The sequence below is a fragment of the Methanoculleus horonobensis genome (assembly GCF_001602375.1).
Lineage (GTDB): Archaea > Halobacteriota > Methanomicrobia > Methanomicrobiales > Methanoculleaceae > Methanoculleus > Methanoculleus horonobensis.
In genome coordinates, this window is sequence record NZ_BCNY01000011.1 from 14,876 (window position 1) to 36,628 (window position 21,753).

Annotated in this window: 27 protein-coding genes; 11 read left to right on the forward strand and 16 right to left on the reverse strand. The window is 62.2% G+C overall.

Annotated features, from left to right (window positions below; all coding sequences use genetic code 11):
• Positions 1-15 precede the first annotated feature (15 nt).
• From MCUHO_RS02175 to MCUHO_RS02195, 6 genes are all read right to left on the reverse strand, one after another.
• Complete coding sequence (locus MCUHO_RS02175; RefSeq protein WP_067072888.1) at positions 16-465, reverse strand: 30S ribosomal protein S19e; 450 nt, start codon at positions 463-465, stop codon at positions 16-18.
• A gap of 51 nt (positions 466-516) precedes the next feature.
• A complete protein-coding gene (locus MCUHO_RS02180) occupies positions 517-777 on the reverse strand; it encodes a YhbY family RNA-binding protein (RefSeq protein WP_067072890.1) in 261 nt (86 codons plus the stop codon).
• A complete protein-coding gene (locus MCUHO_RS12225) occupies positions 774-1,091 on the reverse strand; it encodes a ribonuclease P protein component 4 (RefSeq protein ID WP_084385877.1) in 318 nt (105 codons plus the stop codon). The genes MCUHO_RS02180 and MCUHO_RS12225 overlap by 4 nt, the downstream gene beginning before the upstream one ends.
• A 71-nt stretch (positions 1,092-1,162) precedes the next feature.
• Complete coding sequence (gene purN, locus MCUHO_RS02185; RefSeq protein WP_067072892.1) at positions 1,163-1,789, reverse strand: phosphoribosylglycinamide formyltransferase; 627 nt, start codon at positions 1,787-1,789, stop codon at positions 1,163-1,165.
• A 21-nt stretch (positions 1,790-1,810) separates the two neighbouring features.
• Positions 1,811-3,091, reverse strand: a complete 1,281-nt coding sequence (locus tag MCUHO_RS02190; RefSeq protein WP_067072893.1) for a hemolysin family protein — start codon at positions 3,089-3,091, stop codon at positions 1,811-1,813.
• A gap of 95 nt (positions 3,092-3,186) precedes the next feature.
• Positions 3,187-4,011 (reverse strand): sugar phosphate isomerase/epimerase family protein, encoded by an 825-nt coding sequence (locus tag MCUHO_RS02195; protein WP_067072894.1) that lies wholly within the window; start codon positions 4,009-4,011, stop codon positions 3,187-3,189.
• 39 nt (positions 4,012-4,050) lie between these two features.
• Here MCUHO_RS02195 and xseA point away from each other — a divergent pair, with 39 nt between their 5' ends.
• Together xseA and xseB are read left to right on the forward strand one after the other, a co-directional pair.
• Entirely contained in the window at positions 4,051-5,298 is a 1,248-nt protein-coding gene (gene xseA, locus MCUHO_RS02200) for an exodeoxyribonuclease VII large subunit (protein ID WP_235808132.1), read from the forward strand.
• A complete protein-coding gene (xseB, locus tag MCUHO_RS02205) occupies positions 5,282-5,467 on the forward strand; it encodes an exodeoxyribonuclease VII small subunit (RefSeq protein WP_067072895.1) in 186 nt (61 codons plus the stop codon). Before xseA ends, xseB begins: the two co-directional genes overlap by 17 nt.
• On the opposite strand, the gene MCUHO_RS02210 is transcribed toward xseB, so the two are convergent.
• A complete protein-coding gene (locus tag MCUHO_RS02210; RefSeq protein ID WP_067072896.1) occupies positions 5,442-7,397 on the reverse strand; it encodes a PAS domain S-box protein in 1,956 nt (651 codons plus the stop codon). The two genes, xseB and MCUHO_RS02210, sit on opposite strands and share 26 nt — an antisense overlap.
• 140 nt (positions 7,398-7,537) lie before the next feature.
• Here MCUHO_RS02210 and MCUHO_RS02215 point away from each other — a divergent pair, with 140 nt between their 5' ends.
• On the forward strand, positions 7,538-7,726 hold the full coding sequence (locus MCUHO_RS02215) for a hypothetical protein (RefSeq protein ID WP_067072897.1): 189 nt from the start codon (positions 7,538-7,540) through the stop codon (positions 7,724-7,726).
• An 18-nt stretch (positions 7,727-7,744) separates the two neighbouring features.
• Here MCUHO_RS02215 and MCUHO_RS02220 read toward each other — a convergent pair whose 3' ends face one another.
• Positions 7,745-8,170 carry a DUF371 domain-containing protein gene (locus MCUHO_RS02220; protein ID WP_067072898.1) on the reverse strand — a complete coding sequence of 142 codons (426 nt, stop codon included), beginning with the start codon at positions 8,168-8,170 and terminating at the stop codon, positions 7,745-7,747.
• Positions 8,171-8,202: 32 nt separating this feature from the next.
• On the opposite strand from MCUHO_RS02220, the gene MCUHO_RS02225 reads away from it, so the two are divergent.
• A complete protein-coding gene (locus MCUHO_RS02225) occupies positions 8,203-8,793 on the forward strand; it encodes an HVO_0476 family zinc finger protein (RefSeq protein ID WP_067072899.1) in 591 nt (196 codons plus the stop codon).
• A gap of 3 nt (positions 8,794-8,796) precedes the next feature.
• Here MCUHO_RS02225 and MCUHO_RS02230 read toward each other — a convergent pair whose 3' ends face one another.
• Together MCUHO_RS02230 and MCUHO_RS02235 are read right to left on the reverse strand one after the other, a co-directional pair.
• The gene (locus MCUHO_RS02230; protein WP_067072901.1) at positions 8,797-9,075 is read right to left on the reverse strand and encodes a thioredoxin family protein; all 279 of its coding nucleotides are present in this window, start codon (positions 9,073-9,075) and stop codon (positions 8,797-8,799) included.
• A 47-nt stretch (positions 9,076-9,122) separates the two neighbouring features.
• On the reverse strand, positions 9,123-9,821 hold the full coding sequence (locus MCUHO_RS02235) for a hypothetical protein (RefSeq protein WP_067072903.1): 699 nt from the start codon (positions 9,819-9,821) through the stop codon (positions 9,123-9,125).
• A gap of 156 nt (positions 9,822-9,977) precedes the next feature.
• On the opposite strand from MCUHO_RS02235, the gene MCUHO_RS02240 reads away from it, so the two are divergent.
• The 3 genes from MCUHO_RS02240 to MCUHO_RS12535 all read left to right on the forward strand — a co-directional run bounded on the left by MCUHO_RS02240 (position 9,978) and on the right by MCUHO_RS12535 (position 11,664).
• On the forward strand, positions 9,978-10,448 hold the full coding sequence (locus MCUHO_RS02240) for an Hsp20/alpha crystallin family protein (protein WP_067072906.1): 471 nt from the start codon (positions 9,978-9,980) through the stop codon (positions 10,446-10,448).
• Between the two features lie 66 nt (positions 10,449-10,514).
• Positions 10,515-11,303 (forward strand): CBS domain-containing ParB/RepB/Spo0J family partition protein, encoded by a 789-nt coding sequence (locus MCUHO_RS02245; RefSeq protein WP_067073196.1) that lies wholly within the window; start codon positions 10,515-10,517, stop codon positions 11,301-11,303.
• Between the two features lie 163 nt (positions 11,304-11,466).
• Complete coding sequence (locus MCUHO_RS12535; RefSeq protein WP_153019980.1) at positions 11,467-11,664, forward strand: hypothetical protein; 198 nt, start codon at positions 11,467-11,469, stop codon at positions 11,662-11,664.
• A 301-nt stretch (positions 11,665-11,965) separates the two neighbouring features.
• On the opposite strand, the gene MCUHO_RS02255 is transcribed toward MCUHO_RS12535, so the two are convergent.
• The gene (locus tag MCUHO_RS02255) at positions 11,966-12,463 is read right to left on the reverse strand and encodes a hypothetical protein (RefSeq protein WP_011844824.1); all 498 of its coding nucleotides are present in this window, start codon (positions 12,461-12,463) and stop codon (positions 11,966-11,968) included.
• A 1-nt stretch (position 12,464) separates the two neighbouring features.
• On the reverse strand, positions 12,465-13,889 hold the full coding sequence (locus tag MCUHO_RS02260) for a hypothetical protein (protein WP_011844825.1): 1,425 nt from the start codon (positions 13,887-13,889) through the stop codon (positions 12,465-12,467).
• 271 nt (positions 13,890-14,160) lie between these two features.
• Here MCUHO_RS02260 and MCUHO_RS02265 point away from each other — a divergent pair, with 271 nt between their 5' ends.
• Together MCUHO_RS02265 and MCUHO_RS02270 are read left to right on the forward strand one after the other, a co-directional pair.
• Positions 14,161-16,167: a hypothetical protein gene (locus MCUHO_RS02265; RefSeq protein WP_067072910.1), complete on the forward strand. Its 2,007-nt coding sequence runs from the start codon at positions 14,161-14,163 to the stop codon at positions 16,165-16,167.
• A 75-nt stretch (positions 16,168-16,242) separates the two neighbouring features.
• Positions 16,243-17,211 carry a hypothetical protein gene (locus MCUHO_RS02270; RefSeq protein ID WP_067072912.1) on the forward strand — a complete coding sequence of 323 codons (969 nt, stop codon included), beginning with the start codon at positions 16,243-16,245 and terminating at the stop codon, positions 17,209-17,211.
• Between the two features lie 42 nt (positions 17,212-17,253).
• Here MCUHO_RS02270 and MCUHO_RS02275 read toward each other — a convergent pair whose 3' ends face one another.
• A complete protein-coding gene (locus MCUHO_RS02275; protein ID WP_067072913.1) occupies positions 17,254-18,432 on the reverse strand; it encodes a sugar phosphate nucleotidyltransferase in 1,179 nt (392 codons plus the stop codon).
• A gap of 96 nt (positions 18,433-18,528) precedes the next feature.
• Between MCUHO_RS02275 and MCUHO_RS02280 the strand changes: the two genes are divergently transcribed.
• Positions 18,529-19,026: a YkgJ family cysteine cluster protein gene (locus tag MCUHO_RS02280; RefSeq protein WP_235808133.1), complete on the forward strand. Its 498-nt coding sequence runs from the start codon at positions 18,529-18,531 to the stop codon at positions 19,024-19,026.
• Positions 19,019-19,279 (forward strand): hypothetical protein, encoded by a 261-nt coding sequence (locus MCUHO_RS02285; RefSeq protein ID WP_067072915.1) that lies wholly within the window; start codon positions 19,019-19,021, stop codon positions 19,277-19,279. Before MCUHO_RS02280 ends, MCUHO_RS02285 begins: the two co-directional genes overlap by 8 nt.
• Positions 19,280-19,284: 5 nt before the next feature.
• Here the strand turns inward: MCUHO_RS02285 and MCUHO_RS02290 are convergent, their stop codons facing one another.
• From MCUHO_RS02290 to MCUHO_RS02300, 3 genes are all read right to left on the reverse strand, one after another.
• Positions 19,285-19,620: a type II secretion system protein E gene (locus MCUHO_RS02290; protein WP_067072917.1), complete on the reverse strand. Its 336-nt coding sequence runs from the start codon at positions 19,618-19,620 to the stop codon at positions 19,285-19,287.
• A gap of 132 nt (positions 19,621-19,752) precedes the next feature.
• On the reverse strand, positions 19,753-20,058 hold the full coding sequence (yciH, locus tag MCUHO_RS02295) for a stress response translation initiation inhibitor YciH (RefSeq protein WP_011844832.1): 306 nt from the start codon (positions 20,056-20,058) through the stop codon (positions 19,753-19,755).
• A 43-nt stretch (positions 20,059-20,101) separates the two neighbouring features.
• Positions 20,102-21,748, reverse strand: a complete 1,647-nt coding sequence (locus MCUHO_RS02300) for an adenosylcobalamin-dependent ribonucleoside-diphosphate reductase (protein ID WP_067072919.1) — start codon at positions 21,746-21,748, stop codon at positions 20,102-20,104.
• Between the last annotated feature and the right edge of the window lie 5 nt (positions 21,749-21,753).

Genomic DNA, 21,753 nt, shown 5'->3' on the forward strand with positions numbered 1-21,753 from the left:
CATACCTCCTGTCGATCAGTACTTCGCAAGACCCGGGGCGGTTGCGGCGGCCTCGGATTTCAGGCCGTTCGCAACGTTGTCGAGGAAGGACCTGCCCGCCGGGGTCACCGTGCGCCCCCCACTACCGTGGGCGACGTATCCGGCCGCTTCGAGCTGCTGGAAGATCTTCCGAACGATCGACCCGCTCCCCCGCTTGAACCGGTTCGGAGCCGAGCCGCGGTTCAGTGCTCCACCGTAAGCGGAGCGCATCCTCTGGATGCCAACAGGGCCGTCGGTGTAGATTCGACGGAAGACCGCCGCCGCACGCACGTACCACCAGTCGTCATTCTCGGGGGGCATCTCTTTGTGTACCCCCGTCTTTGCAAAAGCTGCCCAGTCTGGGGGCTGAATCTGCGAATTTTTCTTGAATTCTTCTGCCACCTGCCGGATGAGCATATCGGCAGGGATGTCATATACAGTCGTCATAGATGAACCTCACTCTCGCTAACAGTCTTTACATATTCGTCCAGTGATGTTTTATATATTTCGAGGATTGTGCCCGGGCGATCGGTTTCGCCGCTCCGTAAGGACGAGCGTCCGCCCCCGGACTTCGGCCAGGACCGCGCCGGCCGATGCTGCTATCTCCTCGGGATTGACCTCGGTGTTTCTGAGCCACCTCACTTTGACGACCTTCCGGTCCTTGAGCTGCCGCCGGATCTCGTCGATCATGACGTTCGTAATGCCGCGCTTCCCGATCCAGATGGTGGGTTTGATATCCTGGAATGATTCTCTACTCATTGTCGAGGCCTCCCGACCGGGAACCGCGACCGGTGCCCGCAGGCAAGACAGGTGACGACCACGCGCCCCCGGTGAACCCGGACCCGGGCGTTCGAACCCGGGACAAGGTAGGTGTAGCACCGGCGGCAGAAACGACGTTTCAGCGGCCGCTCTATCCGAACCCGATGACGCATGCCGATTCTGCGGGCCAGTTCCACGCACCGGTTGCTCCAGCCGGGGTTTTCGGGGTAGAACTCCGCGGCACGCGCAAAGAGAATAGCGATCCTCTCGCGGGCGAGTCTCCGGGAGCCTGATTTTCGTGTTTTGTCTGCCATGGTGCGATCCGTCTCAGTGGTGGGTCATGAGGTTGGAGGCGGGAGAATATATAAGAGGTTGATTGCCGCGGTCAGCGAACCCGCACGCGCCGACCGTCGACCTCCAGGCGATCCTCGCAGAAGAGTTTCACCGCGAGCGGGAGGGCTTTGTGCTCTTCTGCGAGGATCCGGTCGGCAAGTATCGTCTCGTCGTCGTCCGGGAGAACCGGCACGCATCGCTGAACGATGATGGAACCGGTATCCATCCCTTCGTCGACCAGGTGGACGGTGCAGCCCGCGACCTTCACCCCGTACTCGATCGCCTGCCGCTGTGCGTGCAGCCCGGAGAACGCCGGGAGCAGGGCGGGATGGATGTTCATCATCCGGCCCGAGAACTCGCGGACGATCCCGGCCCCGAGGATCCGCATGTAGCCGGCGAGGACGAAGAGGTCGGCCCGGCAGCCCCGCATCGCGGATAAAAGCGCTTCCTCGTAGGCTGCTTTCGTCGGAAAACGCGCGTAGTCGACGACCGTCACCGGGATGCCGGCGCTCTTTGCCCGCTCTATCGCGTACGCTTTCGGGTTGTCGGTGACGAGCCCGACGCAGATCCCGGGGATATCCCCGGCAGCGACGGCGTCGATCACCGCCTGAAAGTTCGATCCTCGCCCCGAGGCGAGGAACGCAAGCCGTTTCTTATCAACAGGCAACTCTCTACGCATACGTATCATTCTCCGAATTCCTTAGCGGGCCTCGTCCGGCCCGTTCTGAGAGGCGATGATCAGTTTCACCTTGACGATCCGCCGACCCCGCATCTGCATCACCACCAGCGTGATGTTGCTCTCCTCGATCTTGACCACTTCGCCGCGGCGGGGGATGTGGCCCAGCCGGTCGATGACGAGGCCGCCGATGCTCTCGTAGGCATCCGTCAGCGGAAGGAATAACCCCAGGTCCTCGTTGAGGTGCTCCACCCACGCCCGCGCATCGACCAGGTAGACACCCTCCTCGACCTGCTGAACCTCGGGCTCCTCCTCGTCGAACTCGTCCATGATCTCGCCGACCAGTTCTTCGAGCATGTCTTCGACGGTCACGATCCCGGCAAACGACCCGTACTCGTCGAGGACGACCGCCATGTGCTGCTTCTTCACCTGGAGCTCCTTCAAGAGCTCGTCGATCTTCTTGCTCTCCGGGACGAAGTAGGGCTCGTACATCAGGTTTCCGATCGTCGCGCTCGTCTGCTGCCGGAAGACCGCCGAGAAGACGTCTTTCACGTTTAAGAGCCCGACGACGTTGTCGATCTGCTCGTGGTAAGCCGGGATCCGGGAGAACCCCGTCTCGTTGAAGATGGCGAGGGCGTTCTCGAGCGTGGACACATCCTCGATCATGATGACATCTATTCGCGGCGTCATCACCTCGCGAACCGTCGTGTCTCCAAAGCGCAGCACCGAGTAGAGCATGTCCCGCTCCTCCTCCTCGATGGTGCCCTCCTCCTCGCCGACGTCGATCCACTCCTTGATCTCCTCCTCGGTGACGACCGGTTCGGTCACGCCGGGCCTGAAGGCGAACTGCCGCTTGATGCGATCCGCGACCCAGAGCACCGGGTAGAGCACTCTCGAGAGGTAGAGGACCGGCAGGGCGACACGGAGCGCGAGTGCCTCGGTGTGCCGGGAAGCGTACATCTTCGGCCCGATCTCACCAAAGATCAGCATCAGGATGACCGTGACCCCGGTCGCTATCCCGATACCGACGTCGCCGTAGATGGCGATCGCGATCGCGGTCGCGAGCGATGCCGCGGCCACGTTGACGATGTTGTTCCCGATCAGGATGGTGATCAGGAGGCCGTCGGTCGATCGTTTCAGCGTATCGAGTGCTTTCGCTCCTTTTCTACCCTGATTTAGGAGGGCGCGGACTTTCGCCCGGGTTATCGATATGAGGGCGACTTCCGAACTCGAGAAGAAGCCCGAAAGGAGCAGACAAACAATGAATAAAATGATCTCTATAGTTAGAAGGTCTACGACTACCATTGACTCCACGCCGCATCAAGCGGCAGCATCCGGTATTGATTGATTCCCGGCATTTTATGAATTATGTCGTGCGCAGATGATATAAAACCAGCGCTTCAGGAGAATACCTCTCGTAACGCCTCCGATTCCCGCGAGAGAAGCACGACCTTCTCCTCGGACGAGAGCGCTCCGGGAAAGACCATATCTTCGAGTTCCAGCGTGAGGTATCCGCCGTAGCCCCGGTCGGCAAGTTCCGTAAGCACCCGCAATGCCTTCGGGTCGTCGTGGATGGGGTGGTGGGGCCGCCCGTTCCCGCCGAGCGCGCTGACGTGGACATTGACCATCCGCTCGATGCAGAGATCGATGAACCGGATCGTCTCTTCGCAGGACGTCATCATGGCGTGCCCCATATCCAGCGTGAACCAGAGCCAGGGTTCCCGCTCGAGCACCTCGGCGGCATCCTCCGCCGTGGAGAGGAGAGCGTTGACCCGGGGCTCCAGGTTCTCGATCGCCACCTTCACCCGCGTTCCCTCCGCCACCTCCCGGAGCCGGGCGATGTAACTCTCGAACCGCCGGTAGTCGTAGGCGCTCGGGTGCCGTTTCGCCGTCCGCTTCCCGGGGTGGACGGTGACCACGGCGGCGCCCACCCGCTCCGCCATCCGGACGGCCTCGACGGCGTAGTCGACCGAGATATCGGCGACCCGGGGGTTGATGGAACAGGGGTTCAGGTCCAGCGACGGGGCATGGACGGTGATCGGCGCGAGTTCCGGGTGACCCGCGATGCAGCCGGAGAGTTCGTCTTCAGGGCGGTCGCGAAGCCAGAAATGCGGCGTCTCGACCCAGAATTCAAGCGAATCAAGGCCGGATTCGGCGACGTAGTCGAAGATATGGTCGCAGGGATACTCGTGGAAGAACATGGTCGAGACGGCGAAACGGCCCATAACACTACTTGATATAAACCATCGGTCTAATAGATTGTGATGATGCTCGGCGGTCATTCCACCGGCCCGGAGCGGTTCGGAACCCCCATCTTCGGGGTCTCGGAGGTCTCGGGGCTCATCTGCGACCTCCTCGACGACGCACGCCTGCACCAGATCTGGGTGCGGGGGGAGGTGACCAACTACAAGAACCACGGCTCAGGCCACCGCTACTTCTCGCTCTCGGAGAGGAGCGGGAGGAACCCCGCGGTGATCAACTGCGTCATGTGGCGCACCGCCGCGGCAGCGCTCGCGTTCACGCCGAAAGACGGCATGGACGTCCTCGCCTGGGGATCTGTTGAGGTCTACGAGCCTCACGGCAGGTATCAGTTCATCGTCCGCGAGATGCTCCCGGCGGGCCTCGGCGAACGCCACCTCATGGTCGAGCGCTGGAAGCAGGAACTCGACGCCGAAGGGCTCTTCGATCCCGGGCGGAAACGCTCTCTGCCTCTCTTCCCGCAACGGATCGGCGTGGTCACCTCGCCGACCGGCGCGGCGCTCGCGGATATCCTCTCGATCATCTCCCGCCGCTACCCGGCGGAAGTTCTCCTCTCCCCGACGGCCGTCCAGGGGGATGGGGCGCACGTCGAGATCGCGGAGGCGATCCGGCGGATCGACGGGCTCGTGGACGTTATCATCGTCGGGCGCGGGGGAGGGAGTTTCGAGGATCTCTTCCCCTTCAACCACCCCGACGTCGTGCGGGCAATCGCAGCGTGCAGGACGCCCGTGATCAGCGCCGTCGGGCACGAGGTGGATACCGCCCTCTGCGACTTTGCCGCGGATCTCCGGGCGCCGACGCCGTCCGCGGCGGCAGAACGGGCGGTGCCGGAACGCCGTGAGGTGCTCAGGGAACTTGCCGGGTTCGAGGAGAGGATCGGAGCGCTCCTCCTCCACCGCCTCGCCGCTTCACAGAGCGAGGTCGAGGAACTCCGGGAGCGCATGCACCCCCGGCGGCTCGCGCGCCGCATCAACGAACGGATGCAGCGCCTCGCCGAGCACGAGGAACTGCTCAGGCGGGCGGCGACCGTCCGGGTGCAGCGGGAACGCGCGGCCCTCGCGGAGGTTCGGGCTATCCTCGAAGGAAAGAGCCCGCTCGCGATCCTTGAGCGGGGATACTGCATCGTCGAGACGGGCGGCAGGGTCGCGAGAAGCGCCGCGAGCCTTGAGCCGGGCGGGCGCGTAACGATCAGGATGGTGGACGGCCGGGCAGTCGCCGTCGTGGAGGAGAGAACATATGACGAAGACCTTTGAAGAGAAACTGGAAGAACTCCGGGGGATTGTCCGGAAACTCGAAGACGGCGAGACGAGCCTTGAGGAGAGCATCGCCATCTACGAACGGGGCGCGCTCCTCGTTAAACAGTGCGAAGACCTCCTCGGCACGGCCGAGATGAAACTCACCGAGCTTGGTCGCGACCGGTGAAGCGGTAGAATCCCGGCGGGACGGCGATCTCGAATCGCGCACCCTTCCCGGGCTCGCCGGTCTCCCGTATGGAGAGATCGGTGATGCCGAGGATCTCCCGGGAGAGGAAGAGTCCGAACCCGGTCTGCCGCCCGAACCCACGCTCGAAGAGGTTCTTTTTTTCTTCATAAGGAATGCCGATGCCGTCGTCCTCGTAGACAAGGCTGATCCCCCCATCAGACTCCTCGGGATAGATTCGTATCCGGGTAACCTGTCCGCCGTGGCGGAACGAGTTGTCGATGAGGTTTGCAAAGACCCTGACGATGAGCGGGTCGGCATACACCTCGAGATCGCCCGTCCGCACCTCGATGGCGATATTGCCCGGGTTGAGCCCCACCACCGCTTCGCGGACGATCCGCCGGAGTTCCTGCCAGGCGGGGGCGGCCACGCCGACGTCCCGGTACTCCGCGGTGAAGGCCATATAGTGCTGGATCTCCCGGATGGCCTCTTCCTCTTTCTGGAGGTACACGAGCAACTCCGGGTCGCTCACCTGCTCCCGGAAGATCTCGAGGTAGCCGGTGAGCACGGTGAGCCGGTTCAAGATGTCGTGCCGGGTCACGTCGGAGAGGAGGTTGAGTTTCCGGTTTGCGAGGAGGAGCGCTTCCCGGGCCATCCGCGCATCGGTGATGTCCCGGCCCACCGACTGGTGCTCGACGACAGAGCCTCGTTCGTCGAAGGACGCCGTGTTTGTCCACTGCTGCCACCGGACGCTGCCGTCCGGCATGATCACCCGGTGCTCGACCGTCGATACGGGGCGGTCGGGAGTGAGGGAGGCGAGGCTCTCCTGGATCCGGGCCTGGTCGTCTGCCGGGACGGTGAGGGCGTACCGCCGCCCGACGAGGTCGCCGCACGGGATGCCGATGTAACGGCAGTAGGCATCGTTCGCGAAGGTGATGGTGCCGTCGGGGAGCCTGCGGGAGATCAACTCGGTCTGGCTTTCCACGACCATCCGGCACCGCTCCTCGCTCCGCAGGAGGGCACCTTCAGCCTCACGGCGGGCCGTAATGTCCCGGATGTAGATGGAGACGCCCGCACGGGTGGGAACGGCACGCACCTCGAAGGCATGCTCCCGCCCGCGGAGATGAAACCTGCATTCTTTCACGCCGGGTCGGCCGGTCGTGACGATCTCCCTGAAAAACTCGACGACCTCATCGTTCCGGAGCTCCGGGAAGAGGTCGTAGATGCTCTTGCCAACCGCTTCCTCCATCGGGCGGCCCGAGAGGCGGGCGGCCGTCCGGTTCCAGGAGATGACGCGGCCGTCCCTGTCCAGGGCGAGGAACGCGTCGCTGACATTCTCGGTCAGTTCACGGTACCGGTCTTCACTCTCCCGGAGGGTTTCTTCGAGTTGCTTCTCTCCTGAGATGTCGCGGAAGACCCAGAGGAACTCGGTTGCACGGCCGCCGGGCCCGTAAGAGGCCGATACTCCCACGGCTGCCGGAATGATGCCGCCGTCGGCGCGGACGAGCAGGAACTCCTGTGCCGGTAGACCCTCCCCCCGGCCGAGCGCTGCAACAGCCGACCGGAACGCCGGGATGCTCTCCGGGTGGAGGTGCGCATCGAGGGGCAGACCCTGGAGCCGGTCGGGAGCGAGCCCGAGCAGGAGGGCCGTCGCCCGGTTCGCCTCCAGGATGACGCCGTCCGCGCCCGTGCTGAGGCAAACGGCCGGGAGATTGAGGAACCGGTCGCGGTATCGTTGGTATGCGGCGTCGATGCTCCGGATCCCGGCGATCAGTGTATCTACCTGATCGTAGATCTCGGCAAGAGCGGGTTTGAGCAGGAGCAGGTTCCCCACGGGAGCCGCACCCTCGCCGGCCCTGAGCGGGCGGAGGCGGCGGTCGAGATCCTCCAGGTGTTCGAGAAGGTCCTCGATCGCCGGGGTGAGCGGTTGCATAATCTCACCCGTTTCCCCGCACCTTGAGTGCATAAATCTATCCCTGGCGGCATCGCGGGGGGCATCCGCGTTCGGGAACCGGCCGTGATCGCGGAACTCCTTTCAAAGCGTACATCGCACAGAGCGGCGCACCATGCATCATGGTAGACGGGAAGGCGTGGGCGGTCATGATGGTCTTTGCCGTGGGCGCCGTCGCGATCCTGGATCTCCTGGGCGGTCCCCCGGCGGGAGTGGTCATGATCGTCGGGCTCTTCGCGGCGGTTCTGCTCCTCGGGATCAGCGTACTGGTGCTCGGCGATATCCGGGACGGGATGCGGGACGCCCGGTGACAGGTCCCGTTCAGAACCCTAGGGGATCTCCACCTCGAGTTCGACGACGAGTTCCTCCTCGCGCCGGAGCGCCTCGATGAACTCCCGGGGGAGGGTCGCCGCGACCCGGTCGGAGCGGATGCCCACCGTCCGGTCGGAGACGAAATCGCTCCGCCGCCAGACGAGGTCGGCGGGGTGATCCAGGCTGAACGCCGCGTTGCCCCGCGACGTCACCTCGACGGTCTCTCCCCCCGCGGTAAGCCGTGTCGTGAGCACCGCCCGTTCGTCGCGAAGGAGCGCTTTGAAGCCGGGATCGAGGTCGGCGGCGCCCTTGTCGGCGGCGACGCCGATGATGCAGTCACCGGTCTCGGTCAGCGTATCGTCCTTTGTCACCTCGAATGTCGTCCGATGAGTTCCCCTGACCAGCGGGTGCCCCCGTGCCCGCACGATATCCCTCGCCTTCATGCTTATTAGGAGAGGGATGCTATTGCTAATGAATGATTAGCATCGTCTGCCCCGTCTGTAAAGAGGAGTGCGAACACCAGATTCTCCGGGAAGCCGCCGATCTGGTGGTGCAGTGCTGCGAGTGCGGCCAGGTTCACCGGGTGCCGAAGCCCCCCGAGCCCGAGATCCTCACCATCAAGGCCATCGTGAGCCAGGAGACCGAATCGATGGTCTGCAGCATCGAGATGCTCGAGGACGAGGGCGTCTCCCTCGGCGACCGCATCGTCGCGGAGTGCGGCGACGAGGTCTTCGGGGTCGAGGTCACCGGCATCGAGGTCGGAGCAAAGAGGGTTCGCCGGGCTGCGGCCCGCGAGGTGACGACCATCTGGACGCGGGGGATCGAGCAGGTCGTGGTGAAGGCGTCGATCCATACCGGACGCACGACCCTCCCGCTCTACCAGACCGCCGACGGCGAGGACGAGTTCGTCGTCGGGGAGACCTACACCTTCGGCGGCCGTCGGATCCGGATCTCGCACATCAAACTCCGTGAAGGCCCGGTTATACGAAAAGAGGGATGGAAGACATTTGCCCGCAGGGTGAAGCGGATCTACGGGTATCTCGAGGGACGCTACCAGGGGCGCTGACCCTCACCGGGGCAGGGGCTCGGTGAGATGGCGCCGGACCGCGGCTTCGAGGTCTTCACGGTGGACGAGCCCCTCCATCCGCTCGCTGACCTCGTCACCATCGAGAACGATGGTCGTCGGCGTCACCCGGAGGTTATACTTCTGGATGTACTCCGGGTTCTTCACGGCATCGATCTCCTCTATCCTGATTCCAAGGTTCTTCTCGGCCTCGCGAAGGATCGGGGTCTGCTCCTCGCACCCCATGCATCCTTCCTGGTAGAAACTGATCACCTTTACCGCCATGTACGGCAGGTCGCGGGGAGATTATAAAAAACTGTGGGGGGGTGCCGTCACCCGGTTATACCGCCGAGCGTGACCCGGGCGCTGCCGTAGCGGTGCGCGATGGTCATCGAGTCAGGGTTCTTGGCGGTGACCTTGCCAAAGCGCAGCGCAGGGCTCTCGTTGGTCTCGTTGCCGAGGTTGATATCCGGCGTCGTCGTCAGCCCGAGCGGAACGAGTTCGCCCACTTCCGTCTCGGTAAAGTTGAGGCCGATGCCGTCTGCATCCTCTTCACTCAGGTTCATGGCGAGGTCGTTTTCCCCGTAGGAGAAACTGATCGTCTTCGTCTCGCCGGCTCGCATCCCGACGAGCCCCACGGAGATTGCGTTGGTCTCAAAGCCGAGCAGGCCGAATCCCGAGAAGCCGTTGATCTCCGGGTATACGACAGGGATAACGGCAATGTTCTCGCCCGAGACCTGCCCGCCGACAGGCATCTCCAGACGCTGGGTCAGGAGGACGACGTTCCCTTTCTTGTATTCGCTCTCGAGGAGGTTCTGGTCGGTCGTGATGAGGGGGCGCCCGTCCTCGGCAAGAACCGTATAGTCGATCACCGCCATGTTGCCTACCTGGGCGGCCGGTTTCTTCTCGAACATCGGGGCGAGGTAGGTGCCCACCATGGCAACCGCAACCAGCAGGGCGATGCCCACGTAGGCCCATTTCATCCACGGGGCGTTGTCGTCCTTCGAGGTCTTCTGCTGTGTCTTTTTCATTATGAGTACAATCGCCGTTTGGTGAAATAAAATGATATCGTTCTGGAGAGGAGCGGAGATGCCAGAGATAAATTTATATTTTATCGCCACTACCTAAAGGTTAGCCTCGGACGGCCAGCTCGTCCGGGGCGATCCGAGTCAACAGGAGTGATTACCATGGCAAGAATCGAACGAGGGCCGTACCGGACGATCTGGCAGGACTTCGACGACCTTATGGCCGAGATGGAGAGCAGGTTCCAGTCCATGCTCGGGGGAATCGGCGCGCGGGGAGAAGAGGTTCGGGGCCGGGTCGTCCCGGCCGTCCGCGACTTCCGCGTGGATGTCCGCGACCACGAGGACGAGGTGATCGTCGTTGCCGATCTGCCCGGCATCGAGAAGGAGAACGTCGCCGTCCGGCTCATCGATCCCCAGCACCTGGAGATCTCCAGCAGGCGGACGGGAGAGACCGAAGAGGAGAGCCGCGATTTCTTCGTGCGGGAGCGCGTCTACGGCCAGATGAGCCGCACGGTGCTGCTTCCGGCGGAAGTGACCGAGGATAACTCCGCTGCATCGTTCAAGAACGGGGTTCTCGAGGTCCGGCTGAAGAAGGCGCCGACCGAGACCGGGACCACGATCCCCATTGAATAACCATTTTTTGGGACTTTGCCGGGTTTGACCGAACATTTCATGTCGGGCCAGCGTGACACTATCATGATGGATAAGAAGAAGGTCAAGGATTACATGACCTACGACGTCGTCACCGTCAACGCCCACGGGACGGTCAGGGACGTCATCGAGACAATAAAGAAGACGCACCATGACGGCTTTCCGGTCGTGGAGAACTCAAAAGAGGTGGTGGGCTACATATCGGCACGGGACCTCCTCTTTGCCCATCCGTCGACGCCGGTGGAGCAGGTGATGTCCCGTCATCTCATCGTCGCCGATCCGGACATGAGCGTGAACGACGCCGCCCGGGTCATCTTCCGCTCCGGCATCCAGAAACTCCCGGTCGTCAACGAGAAGAACGAGCTCATCGGGATCATGTCGAACGCCGACGTCATCAGGTCCCAGATCGAGCACGTCTCGCCGGAGAAGGTCTTCAAGTTCATCGAGACCCTCAAAAAACTCTACGGGGTCGAGCCGGCCTTACGAAGGGGTTCGGTTCCGATCAACGACCTCCTGCCCACCCAGTCGAAGATCTACGAGGACGAACTCGAAGGGCGGATGTACGAGATCCAGAAGGGGCTTGCCGAACCCCTGATCGTGGTCAGGCGGCCGGGCCGCTGGATCCTGGTCGACGGGCACCACCGGGCGATCGCGGCGAAGAGGCTCGGGATCACGAACCTCGACGCCTACATCATCGAGGTCCGGGAGAACATCGAGCTCGGGATGGAGCGGACGGCCCGGACGCTGAACTTAAAGACGCTCGACGACATCAAAGTGCTCGATTACGCCCGCCATCCCCTCGTCGCGCTGACCCACCGGCTTGTCAGGCACGGGTGACAGGCACCCCTCCCGTCGGGGGCACCCCGGGGTTTTCAGCCCGGAGGCTGCGAGCCCGGCCTCCGGTTAATATCGAGGATAGGAAGGCCTAGAAGCCATCCCAAACAAAGGTTCTGCAATAGCCTCGACGGCCGTGCGCCGGAACTCAATCTTCGCGGACACTTTGGCAGCATTTTCCGCCGAGTATTCGGCCATTCCCTTCCCGATCTTCGAGATGTACCGTGCTCCGTCACCGCCCGTGGGAACCAGCCCGGCGAGGCAGACGAGCGCCATCTGCCTGTCCCCCTGGGAGATGTACACCCCGGCGTCCCGGATGTCGCCGACAAAGACGATCCCGCTCAGCGACGAGCCGATCAGGTAGTAGACGTTGTCGTGGTTCTCCTCGGCGTAGGCGCCCAGGGTGAAGCCGAGGACCAGTTCGGCCGCTGCGCGCCCGGCGCTGTACTCGTATGTGTCGGCATCGCCAGGTTCGCCGTCTTTGCCGTCGATCCAGCCGGAGCCACGCTGCGCGAGGTCATGGTAAGCAGGGCGTAGCTGCTCTTGAGGATGTCGACCCGGTGAAAGCCGACGGGGATGCCCAAAAAGGTCTCTGAGAGTCAGCAGTTCCTGCTGGATACAAGTTATGATGAAAATCGTACAAAAAAGAAATACCGGGGTAAAGTCTACTCAATTCCCCGGAGGTCTACACGGCCGTAAGCGTGAACGTAGTCTCCTACATCGAGTTGGAGGTAGGAATTTTTTTTATCAATGTCAATTAGCATCCTTCCAGCTTCAAAATCGACGATGGCACCGTGCCATCGTTCAGCTCTTTTAGGGTCATCTGGAATGATGATCTCTTCTATGCAGCCATTGATGTCGAGGTCAGGTCCGGCGTAATCTCCTTGAAGGTCTAATGGTGCATCTACACTTTTCTCAGCGGCCTCCATTTTTTCCAGAGATGATACTAACATGGCCAAGATGACTTCTCTAATCCCCCCAATCATATCAGGGGTACAGAGCATATGACCTTCGAAGGCACCATCAAAGACGTATGCCTTTTGCCCGCTAGCAAATTCGATAAGAACAAGCTGTGTGTAGACGCTATCTAGATATACAGCATCAGGTACCGTACCCCGAATAAAAGTTGGAAATTTGAGTTTTTCCTTCAACTCATCCATCATGTTAGTTCATCCTCAAGGGGTGTGCCGTTACAATATAGCCATTACTTCCAATAATCAACAACAATATTTCCCCAGAATTCGGCTCCACGTAGTGGTAGACTCCGTTATCATTAATCTTTTGCCCATTCTTCGCCCCATCCAGGATAAGATTCTTTATTGCATCCTGATCCTCATACACAGGGCCGAAGACATCTCTAAACTGGTTGGTACCATGATAGTAGATGTGATTATTCTGGATATGAACCCATCCGGATCCACCATTGTCATATACGGTTCCCAGAACCTCACCACCAGCCGAGTCAAGTGTACCTTCCTCCAGCCAGACAGCAGTTCCGTCCCCACGTTTGGTCACTCGCAGCATCTCGGTTGGCGTGAGTTTCTTTGTCTCATCGCCAACGAGATCAAGCACGTCATCGGCAGTAACACCATCCGCTGCTCTGACAACTCTTGTCCCCAGCCCCAGGAACGCTTCGTCGAGCAAGGCGACTTTCTCCACCTCACCCGCACCGCTCTTCTGGATGGCCTCAACGGCCGTGCGCCGGAACTCAATCTTCGCGGACACTTTGGCAGCATTTTCCGCCGAGTATTCGGCCATTTCTTTCCCGATCTTCGAGATGTACCGTGCTCCATCACCACCCGTGGGAACCAGCCCGACGAGGCAGACGAGCGCCATCTGCTTGTCCCCCTGGGAGATGTACACCCCGGCGTCCCGGATGTCGCCGACAAAGACGATTCCGCTCAATGAGGAGCCGATCAGGTAGTAGACGTTGTCGTGGTTCTCCTCGGCGTAGGCGCCCAGGGTGAACCCGAGGACCAGTTCGGCCGCTGCGCGCCCGGCGCTGTACTCGTGCGTGTCGGCATCGCCAGGTTCGCCGTCTTTGCCGTCGACCCAGCCGTCGCCGTCGGAATCGGGATTATTGGGATTGGTACCGTTGTCCAGCTCGTAGGCATCGGTCAGGCCGTCGTGATCCGAGTCGCGCGCCAGCGGGTCGGTACCGAACTCGTCCAGTTCGAGTGCGTCGCTGATCCCGTCCCCATCCCCGTCGACGCTGTTCGGGTCGCTCACGAGGATGAAGTAGATCTTCCCGTTGACCAGGACCATCTGTCCGGCCTCCTCGCCGTCGGTCAGGCCGTCGCCGTCGGAATCAGCGCTGTACGGGTCGGTGAAGTACCGGTTCCCGAAGCCGTCCCACCAGCCGGCCACTTCGAGCCAGTCGGGGATGCCGTCGCCGTCGGTATCGATATCCTGGTAGAACCGCAGGGTATAGGTCACATCGCCGTCGTTGTCGCTCAGGATACCCGAATCATGGTTCCACATCCCGATCTGGCCGCCCGCGTGAGTGAACTGAAGGACCGGGGCGGAGACCACCAGATCGCTGACCATGGAGTCGCAAGAGCCGCCCGAGTCGTAGTAGCGAACGGTCATGCCGAGGTTGCCGTAGTCGTCCCAGGCGGATTTCGCCCCGGTGCGCCGGTGACAGGCGTCAAATTCGCATAAGGTCTACTTAACCTGCTTGAATATATCAGAAAGTATATGTAACATTAAATAGCATTTCGAACAACCAGAAACGGCCGCTCTTGATTCAGGGGGCCAGTGGACCTCAAATGCTCTGAAGGCACCTCAAGAAGACCGTTTCGCAGCCGACATGCCTATTCGCGGACGAGAAGGGGCATGGAGGCCTGAACGGGGCGTCGAGATGAGAGGAATACGAGAAACCATCACCCGCTGGACAAGAAACTACCTCAGGGAACAGCCGCCGCACCCGGCGGCGATCGCCGAACTCTACCTGCTCTGCATCTCGCTCCTCTGGTTCCTCCCGGGCTTTCTCGCGCCGGAACTCTTCGGCGGGGGCAACGCTTACCCGTTCATCATCTTCGAATACGGCGGCGTATACCTGTTCGCGGCCGTCCTCTTCGGGTGCTCCGCGGCACTCCTCCTCGCACTGGTGAGGAGGAAGACCGGAGCGGGCGGGCGGGTAATCGCCCTGGCCGTCGCGCTCTTCCTGCTCTACCTGGTTCCCGCCTATCTTGCAGGATCGATGCAGATGATACTGCCGTTTTACGTCCCCGGGTGGGTGTATTTCGGCCTATCGCCCGCCGTCGACGTCCTGATGAGCGCCGCCATCTCCCTTTCGGGCATCGCCCTCCTCGCTCTCGCGACGATCGCGCCCATCCTCCTCATCGACCGGTACGTCCCGATGAAGCGGCCATATGCCGCCGCGCTGGCGCTCGGCATCCTCCTCTTTCCCTGTCTGGCGGCGGCGATCTTTATGGTCGATCCCGTGCCGTCCCTCATCCCCTGGCTCTCCCTCTCCCTCTCGACCCTCTCCGTCCTCTGCCTCGGGGTCGCCGGGGCGGCAGTGCTCTCCATCCCTCTGGTCGTCCGCCGTCTCCTGAAGGGGAGCGGCAATGCCCCGCGGCAGGCCCGGGTCTTCGGGTTGCTTCTCCTCTGTCTCCTCCTCGTCTGGTTCGTCCCGGGGTATCTCGAGCCCGGGTTGTTCCTTATGGGCCACGATTACCCTGATCCCGGGCTGAAGATGAAATGGTTTATCCCCTATGACTCCGGGGATCACGAATATTCGCGGTTCGCCGTCCCCACGATCGAAGGCAACTATCTCATCGATGAAGATCGCTTCCTGATCCGCCCTCCTGCTTCCCCTCTCTCCGGAACGGCCCTTCGCGCAGTATACACCCGTGAACATACGGGTGAACAGTACGTCGTCGATCAATGGTGGTACAATAACCAGAGAACCTTCAGAGACGAGAAGATGAGGCTACTCGATTCACTGACCGGTTCCGGCGAGATCTCCGAGACGACACTCGATCTCGGCGACCACCTCCTTGCCGCCGGGTTCGAGCGCTCCGACGCGGAGCGGAAATATCCCGCCTGGCTCTTTGTCAACGAGACCGCGAGGGGCTACATCCTCACCTACGAGAGGCCGTTCGACGACGGAAGGAGCAACGACTTCTTCATCGTCTACTACGGGACATTCAACACCGTGGGCCCCGACCCGGACAGGTCTCTCAAAGCGCTGATCGCACAGCGGCTCTCCCCGTCGGCGATCCGGGCTCCCGGCGAGGGGCTCGACGAGGGAGAACACCTGAACCGGATGCCGGAGGCGAAACCGTTCCTCTACATCTCCGAGATGATCCGGTATGCCGGCATCCTCCTCCTGACGCCCTTCCTCTTCGGGTGCTCCGCCGCGCTCCTCTTTGCGGGTGCGCTGACCGAACTGGAGACCCAAAAAAGGCGACTCGCGGTTGCGATTCCGCTCCTCGCCGCCGTCCTCCTGTTCCTCTCCCTCATCTCCGGCTACCTGACCGGTTCGACATGGATGCCAATCCCGCCGTTTTACCTCCCCACGAGCGAGCCTCTCGGCGTATCGACTCTTCTCGAGGTCCTTCTGAACCTCCTGATATTCCTGTCGGCCCTCACGCTCATCGGTCTCGGGGTGATCGCGCCGTACCTCCTTCTCAGGCGCCATCTTCCCCTGAAACGGCCTTTCCGGGCCGTCCTCGTCTCGGGCACCCTCGTCTTCGGCATCCTCATCTACCCGCTCATGATGATGCATGCCGTCTGGCAGGGATTGCGTCCTGCCCCCTGGATCTCTCTTCTTGCCTGGATGGCCCTCGGGTTCTGCCTTGCCGCCGCGTGGGCGGTGGTGATCTACGCAGTCCAGGCAGCGGCGGGGCGGAAGGGGTGAATCGCGTAATCCTCTGCGGGTGAATTCCGGAAAGGTAAAAGCAGCTATCGACAACCATACGCTCAGTGTAGATCCATGACGTCCGACCGCCAGACGACCCTGCAGAACCTCAGACGCCTCCTCCCTGCCTCGCTCATCGCCGGCCTCGTCGGCGGCGGACTGCTGGTGGTGCTCCCGACCTACGTCCATACATGGTGCTGGAGCGGTATCGCCTGCTACAACCACGGACTCTTCGACGGCATCGGCACGTTCCAGAACCTGGTGCTCGGCATCCTCTCCCTCCTTCTCACCGGGATGCTCCCGGTCGCCCTTTCGCGGGAGGGCGGGATGAAGAGGGACTTTGCCGTCCTTGCGGGAGGGATCGCCGGGTTCACGGCCGTTATGGTCAACTACCTCTATTCCCAGGCCACATCGGTCTTCGGGCATGGATACGCTCCCGAACTCTCCGACGTCCTTTCTGCGATCATCTTTCCCTTCGCAAACCACGCACTTCCCCTCCTCGCCCTTGCCCTTGCTATGGCAGCCCTCACCGCCATCGGGGCCTTCGTCGTCTCGTTCTTCCGGGAGAGAGCGGCCGGGCCGAACGAGGGTGCCGCGGCATCGAGGCTCATCCTCTGCTCCACGGCCGCCGCTATCCTCGTCGTCGTGGTTCTCCCCCCGCTCGCCGCTCACGCGATGCTCGGTGCGGGGATGGTCAACGTGAACCCCGGAACGGCGCTGATGACGACCGCGGTCTCCGCCGAACGCACCGCTCCGGGGATCATCGTCATCACCGTCGAGGAGACGCCTCCCGCCTCCGTGCTCGACCCGGGGAAGCCGTTCTCGGTCTTCATGAACGGCGTCGATGTCTCGAACGCCTCCGCGTGCGCCGCAAGCGGTTTTGCCGCAACGGTCGAGCCGCCCGGAGGGCTTTCGCCCGCTAAAGGAGCAGATGCTGCCTGGACGGGAGCCGGGGTCTCGAACAACGGCACGCCGGTGGACGTCGTGGTCGTGGCCCGCGGAGCCGACGGCTCGGAGATCATCGTCCTGAGCCTCAGGGTCTAAAAAAGAGGAACGGAAAAATCCGATCCGGGAGTGCCCGGACGCTCAGGACCCTTCCGTCCGGGTATCGAAGTCCTCGTTCAGGACGTGCTCTTTGACGATCGTCCCCTCCGGGATGATCACCTCCGGCCAGAGCCGGGTTCCCGAGTGGACGACCACGCTGCCTTTTAAGACCGCACGCGGACCGATGACCGTGTCGTGCTCGATGTTGCACCCGCTCCCGATGAGCGTATCGTTGTCGATGATGCTCCCGCTGACGGTGCTGTCGCTCCCGATCAGCACCCGGTTGTAGATGGACGAGGAGAAGACCTTGGCGTTCTTCTTGAGGATGCAGCCCTCCCCGATGCTCGTGTACGGCCCGATGATGACGTTCTCCTCGATGATCGTTCCGGCGCCGATCGAGACCGGCCCGATCACCCGGGAGTTCGCCGCGATCGAGACGCAGCTTCCTATCTGCGCCGGGCCGAGGATCCGGGCGCCCTTGATGTAGAGGTCGCCGGAGATGTTCGTGAACCCGATATCCTGCAGTTTCCACCGTTCCGCTTCACGGAGCGACCGGGGGCTACCCACGTCCGACCAGTTGCCGCGGGCGAGCCAGGCCTTCAGGGCGTAGCCCTTCTCCATCAGTTCGGGGAAGAGGTTCCGGGCGAAGTCGAACTTCTCCCCGGTCGGGATATGGTCGAAGATCTCCGGGTTGCAGACGTACATCCCGGTGCTCGCGAGGTTCGAGAAGATCTCCCCGGGGCTCGGCTTCTCCTTGAACCGTTTGATCTGGTAGTCTGCATCGATCTCGGCGATCCCGTACTCCGTCGGGTCGTCGATACTGATGAGCCCGATCGTGGTGATCGAGTCGTTGTTGAGGTGCTCGCGGTAGAACTCGAGCAGGTTCAGGCCCACCACGTGGTCGCCGCCGACGACCAGAAACGGCTGTTCTTCGAGGTATTTCTGGGCGTTCTTGACGCTCCCCGCCGTCCCGAGTTTCGTCTTCTCGTGGACGTAGGTGACGTTGACCCCGAAGAGCGACCCGTCCCCGAGGGCCTCCTCGATGGACTCGCTCATGTACCCGAGCGTGATCACCACGTCGGTGAACCCGAGGTTCGCGAGGTGTGAGACCAGGTGCTGGATCGAGGGTTTGTTGACGATTGGAATACACGGCTTAGGACGCCCGAACGTGAGGGGGCGGAGCCGTGTGCCCTCCCCTCCGCACATAATGCACACCTTCATGCCACTCCATTGTATGCGTATCGATTTAACCCTATTGGGGCGGCAAAGCACTCCATTCGCGAACCTTTATCCATCGTTATGCAAAGAATCTACAGGATGACGGCGTTCGAATGTAACCTCTGCGGAAAGTGCTGCATGCAGGCAGGCGGCGCGCTCATCGAGGTCGATAAGAGGCTCACGAGCCGCGATTTCCTCTGCCGGCAGAAGGTCGTCGGCGGCACGTTCCGCGCCCGGGTCGAGGAGCGGTTCCTCGATGCCTTCAGGGAGACCTCCGAGAACGAGAGACACCCTTCCTGGTGCCCGTTCCTCCGGCCTCTCCCGGGGGAGAGGGGGAAGTACGTCTGCACCATCCACAACAGCCGGCCGCTGATCTGCCGCTCCTACATCTGCTGCACCATGCGGATCTTCGATGCCGGCGAGCAGGAGGTCGGGAGGGTGAAAGGGCGGAGAAGCCTCGCCACCGAGGATGCTGCCCTCCGCCGGTGCTGGGAGGAGGGAGTCGCACCGCTCGCAATCGACGACGACATCGCCTGGAAGAGCGAGGTTGCCGCGATCCTCGGCCGGGCGGGATACCGGGTCGAAGCCTATGAGTGAACCCCGGCGCCTCCCGGTCGTCCGGGGCCGGGTCCGGTGCACGGAGAGAGAGAGCGTCCCCATCGATCAATGCCGGCTCTGCGTCCACTCCGCCCGCGTCGTGGTAAAAGGGATAGAACTGCCGTCGCCGGCACGGGCCTACTGCAGCCGGTGCCGCGATGCACCCGATATCGATATGGCGAAGGTCGAGGCGGTTCTCTGCGATGACCTCTCCGGCGAGGGGTTCCGCAGCATCGCAAACATCATCAGTTAATCGGACTACTTCCGCCAGAACTCCCAGGGGTGTTTCGTCTGGAACGGAACACCCTTCGCCTCGTCGTTCCAGTCGGTCTCGATCGTGTGGTGGACCAGCCGGACTTCGTTCCGGAGCTCGGTAAGGACTCCTTTGACATCCTCAAGTTCCTGCAGGAGCCGGCTCAACTCCTCAAACGTTCGCGGCTGCCGGGTCGTCGGCGTCCCCGCCTCCTTGCAGGCAAGGCCGGCCTCGATCAACTCGAGAATCGCCTCGTTTCTGTCGAACGCGTGATCCCTGGCAAACTGATCGATCTGCTCCATCAGGTCGGGATCGAGCGCAAACGAACATCTCATCACCATAGGTCGTCCACTCCCTGTATTGTAATACCTATCTGCTGATTATAGTGTCTGCCGCCCGGAAATGAGTCGCCCTCCTGGGTGCAGCGTCTTCGCAAAAAAAAGTGCCCGGGTCCTCTATCGAGGACGGCCCGGTCAACTGATATTTTCCATGTTGTATCCTTTCTGGGCGAGCAGGTCTTTCACTCGCTCGCGATGGTTGCCCTGCAGCTCGATCGAGGAGTCTTTGACCGTGCCGCCACAGGCCAGTTTCGCTTTCAGGAACTTGGAGAGGTCTTCGAGATCGATGTCGTAGGGGTCGAGGCCCTCGATGACCGTGACTTCCTTTCCATACCGACGCCTGTTTATCTTTACGCTGATTCTCTGCTGTTCTTTGGCTACTTCTTCACAGATACACAGTTCTTTTGGCAGTCCGCAGGTCGGACATATCCCACCGTTCATTGCATTGTACCTTTCAGCTCTCGTTATATATTATTTGGCATGGTCATCCGTCAATCAGGCAGACATCGCACCCTAGCGAGAATATCTGGTCGGGTCTGCTTCGGTAGCGGTAGACGGTAGTGCCCTTGCATCCGAGGTCGTGGGCAAGGGAGAAGACACGGGCGATCTCGTCGACGGTTGCACTCTGTGGCAGGTTCACGGTCTTCGAGACGGCGTTGTCCACGTGCTTCTGGAATGCCGCCTGCATCCGGACATGGTGCTCCGGTGCGATCTCGGTGGCCGTCCTGAAGAGGTCGCGGGCATGGTCGTCGAGGGGGAGGCCGGCGACCGTGCCGTGGCGGCGGATGTGCCCGGCCACGTCCTTCCCTCCGGCTGTCCGGGGCAGGAACTCGGCGGCGAGGCCGCTCGCGATGCTGACCGGCCGGCCGTCGATCGTCCGGTCGTAGGCTAAGGAGAAGAGCGGCTCGATGCCGCTTGTGGTTCCGGCGATGAGGTGGATCGAGCCTGTGGGGGCGATGGTGGTGACGGTGGCGTTCCGCATCTCACCTGAAAAGACCGAGCCCTCGATCGCCGGAAACGACCCGAGCTCCTTTCCGAGCTCCTCCGACCGCTCCCGGGCCATCTCCTCCATATGTTCCATCAGGCTCCCGGCAAACCGGAGTGCCTCCTCCGACTCATAGGGTATTCCGAGGCGTATGAGCGCCTCGGCGAACCCCATGACCCCGAGGCCGATCTTCCGGGTCGACTGGGTCTTCTCCCGGATCTCGGGGAGGGGGAATCGGTTCACATCGATGACCGCATCCAGGAAGTCGACGCCGCACCGGATGACCTTCGCGAGCAGGTCTTCGTCGAGGTCGTGCTTTCGTATGCACCGGGCGAGGTTGACGCTTCCGAGGTTGCAGCTCTCGTAGGGGTAGAGCGGCTGCTCGCCGCAGGGGTTGGTCGCCTCGATGCGGCCGAGGTGCGGGGTGGTGCTCCGGCGGTTGATCTCGTCGAGGAAGAGCACCCCGGGCTCGCCGGAGGCACTGGCGGATGCGGCGATGAGGCGCCAGAGCGATCGGGCGTCGATGCTCTTCCAGATCGTGCCGTCGCGGGGGTTAACGAGGTCGTAATCCTTCCCCGTCGCGAGGCACGAAAAGAACCGCTCGTCGACACCGACCGAGATGTTGAAGTTCGAGAGCCCCCCGTCCTGCTTCGCGGTGACGAACTCCTCGATGTCGGGGTGGGAAGCCGCGAGCACCCCCATGTTCGCCCCTCGCCGCCGGCCGCCCTGCCTGACCGCCCCGGTCGCCGCATCGAAGACCCGCATGAACGAGACCGGCCCGGTTGCGGCGCCCTTAACCCCGTTGACGGCGTCGCCCCGGGGCCGCAGACGGGAGAACGAGAATCCGGTTCCTCCCCCGGACTGGTGGATGAGTGCCATATGGCCGAGTGTCCCGAATATCCCTTCGAGCGTATCCTCCACGGGAAGGACGAAGCAGGCCGAGAGTTGCCCGGCGGAAGTGCCCGCGTTCATCAGGGTCGGGGAGTTCGGGAGGAAGAGGAGGGCTGAGAGGAGCGAGAAGAACTCGCGGGCCCGTGCCGTCCCGCCCACGGCGTCCGCGACCCGGGAGAAGAGGGCGTCCGGCGTCTCGCCCGGGAGGAGGTAGCGGCTCTCCAGGAGGAGGCGGGCTTGCGGGGAGAACTCCATAGGAT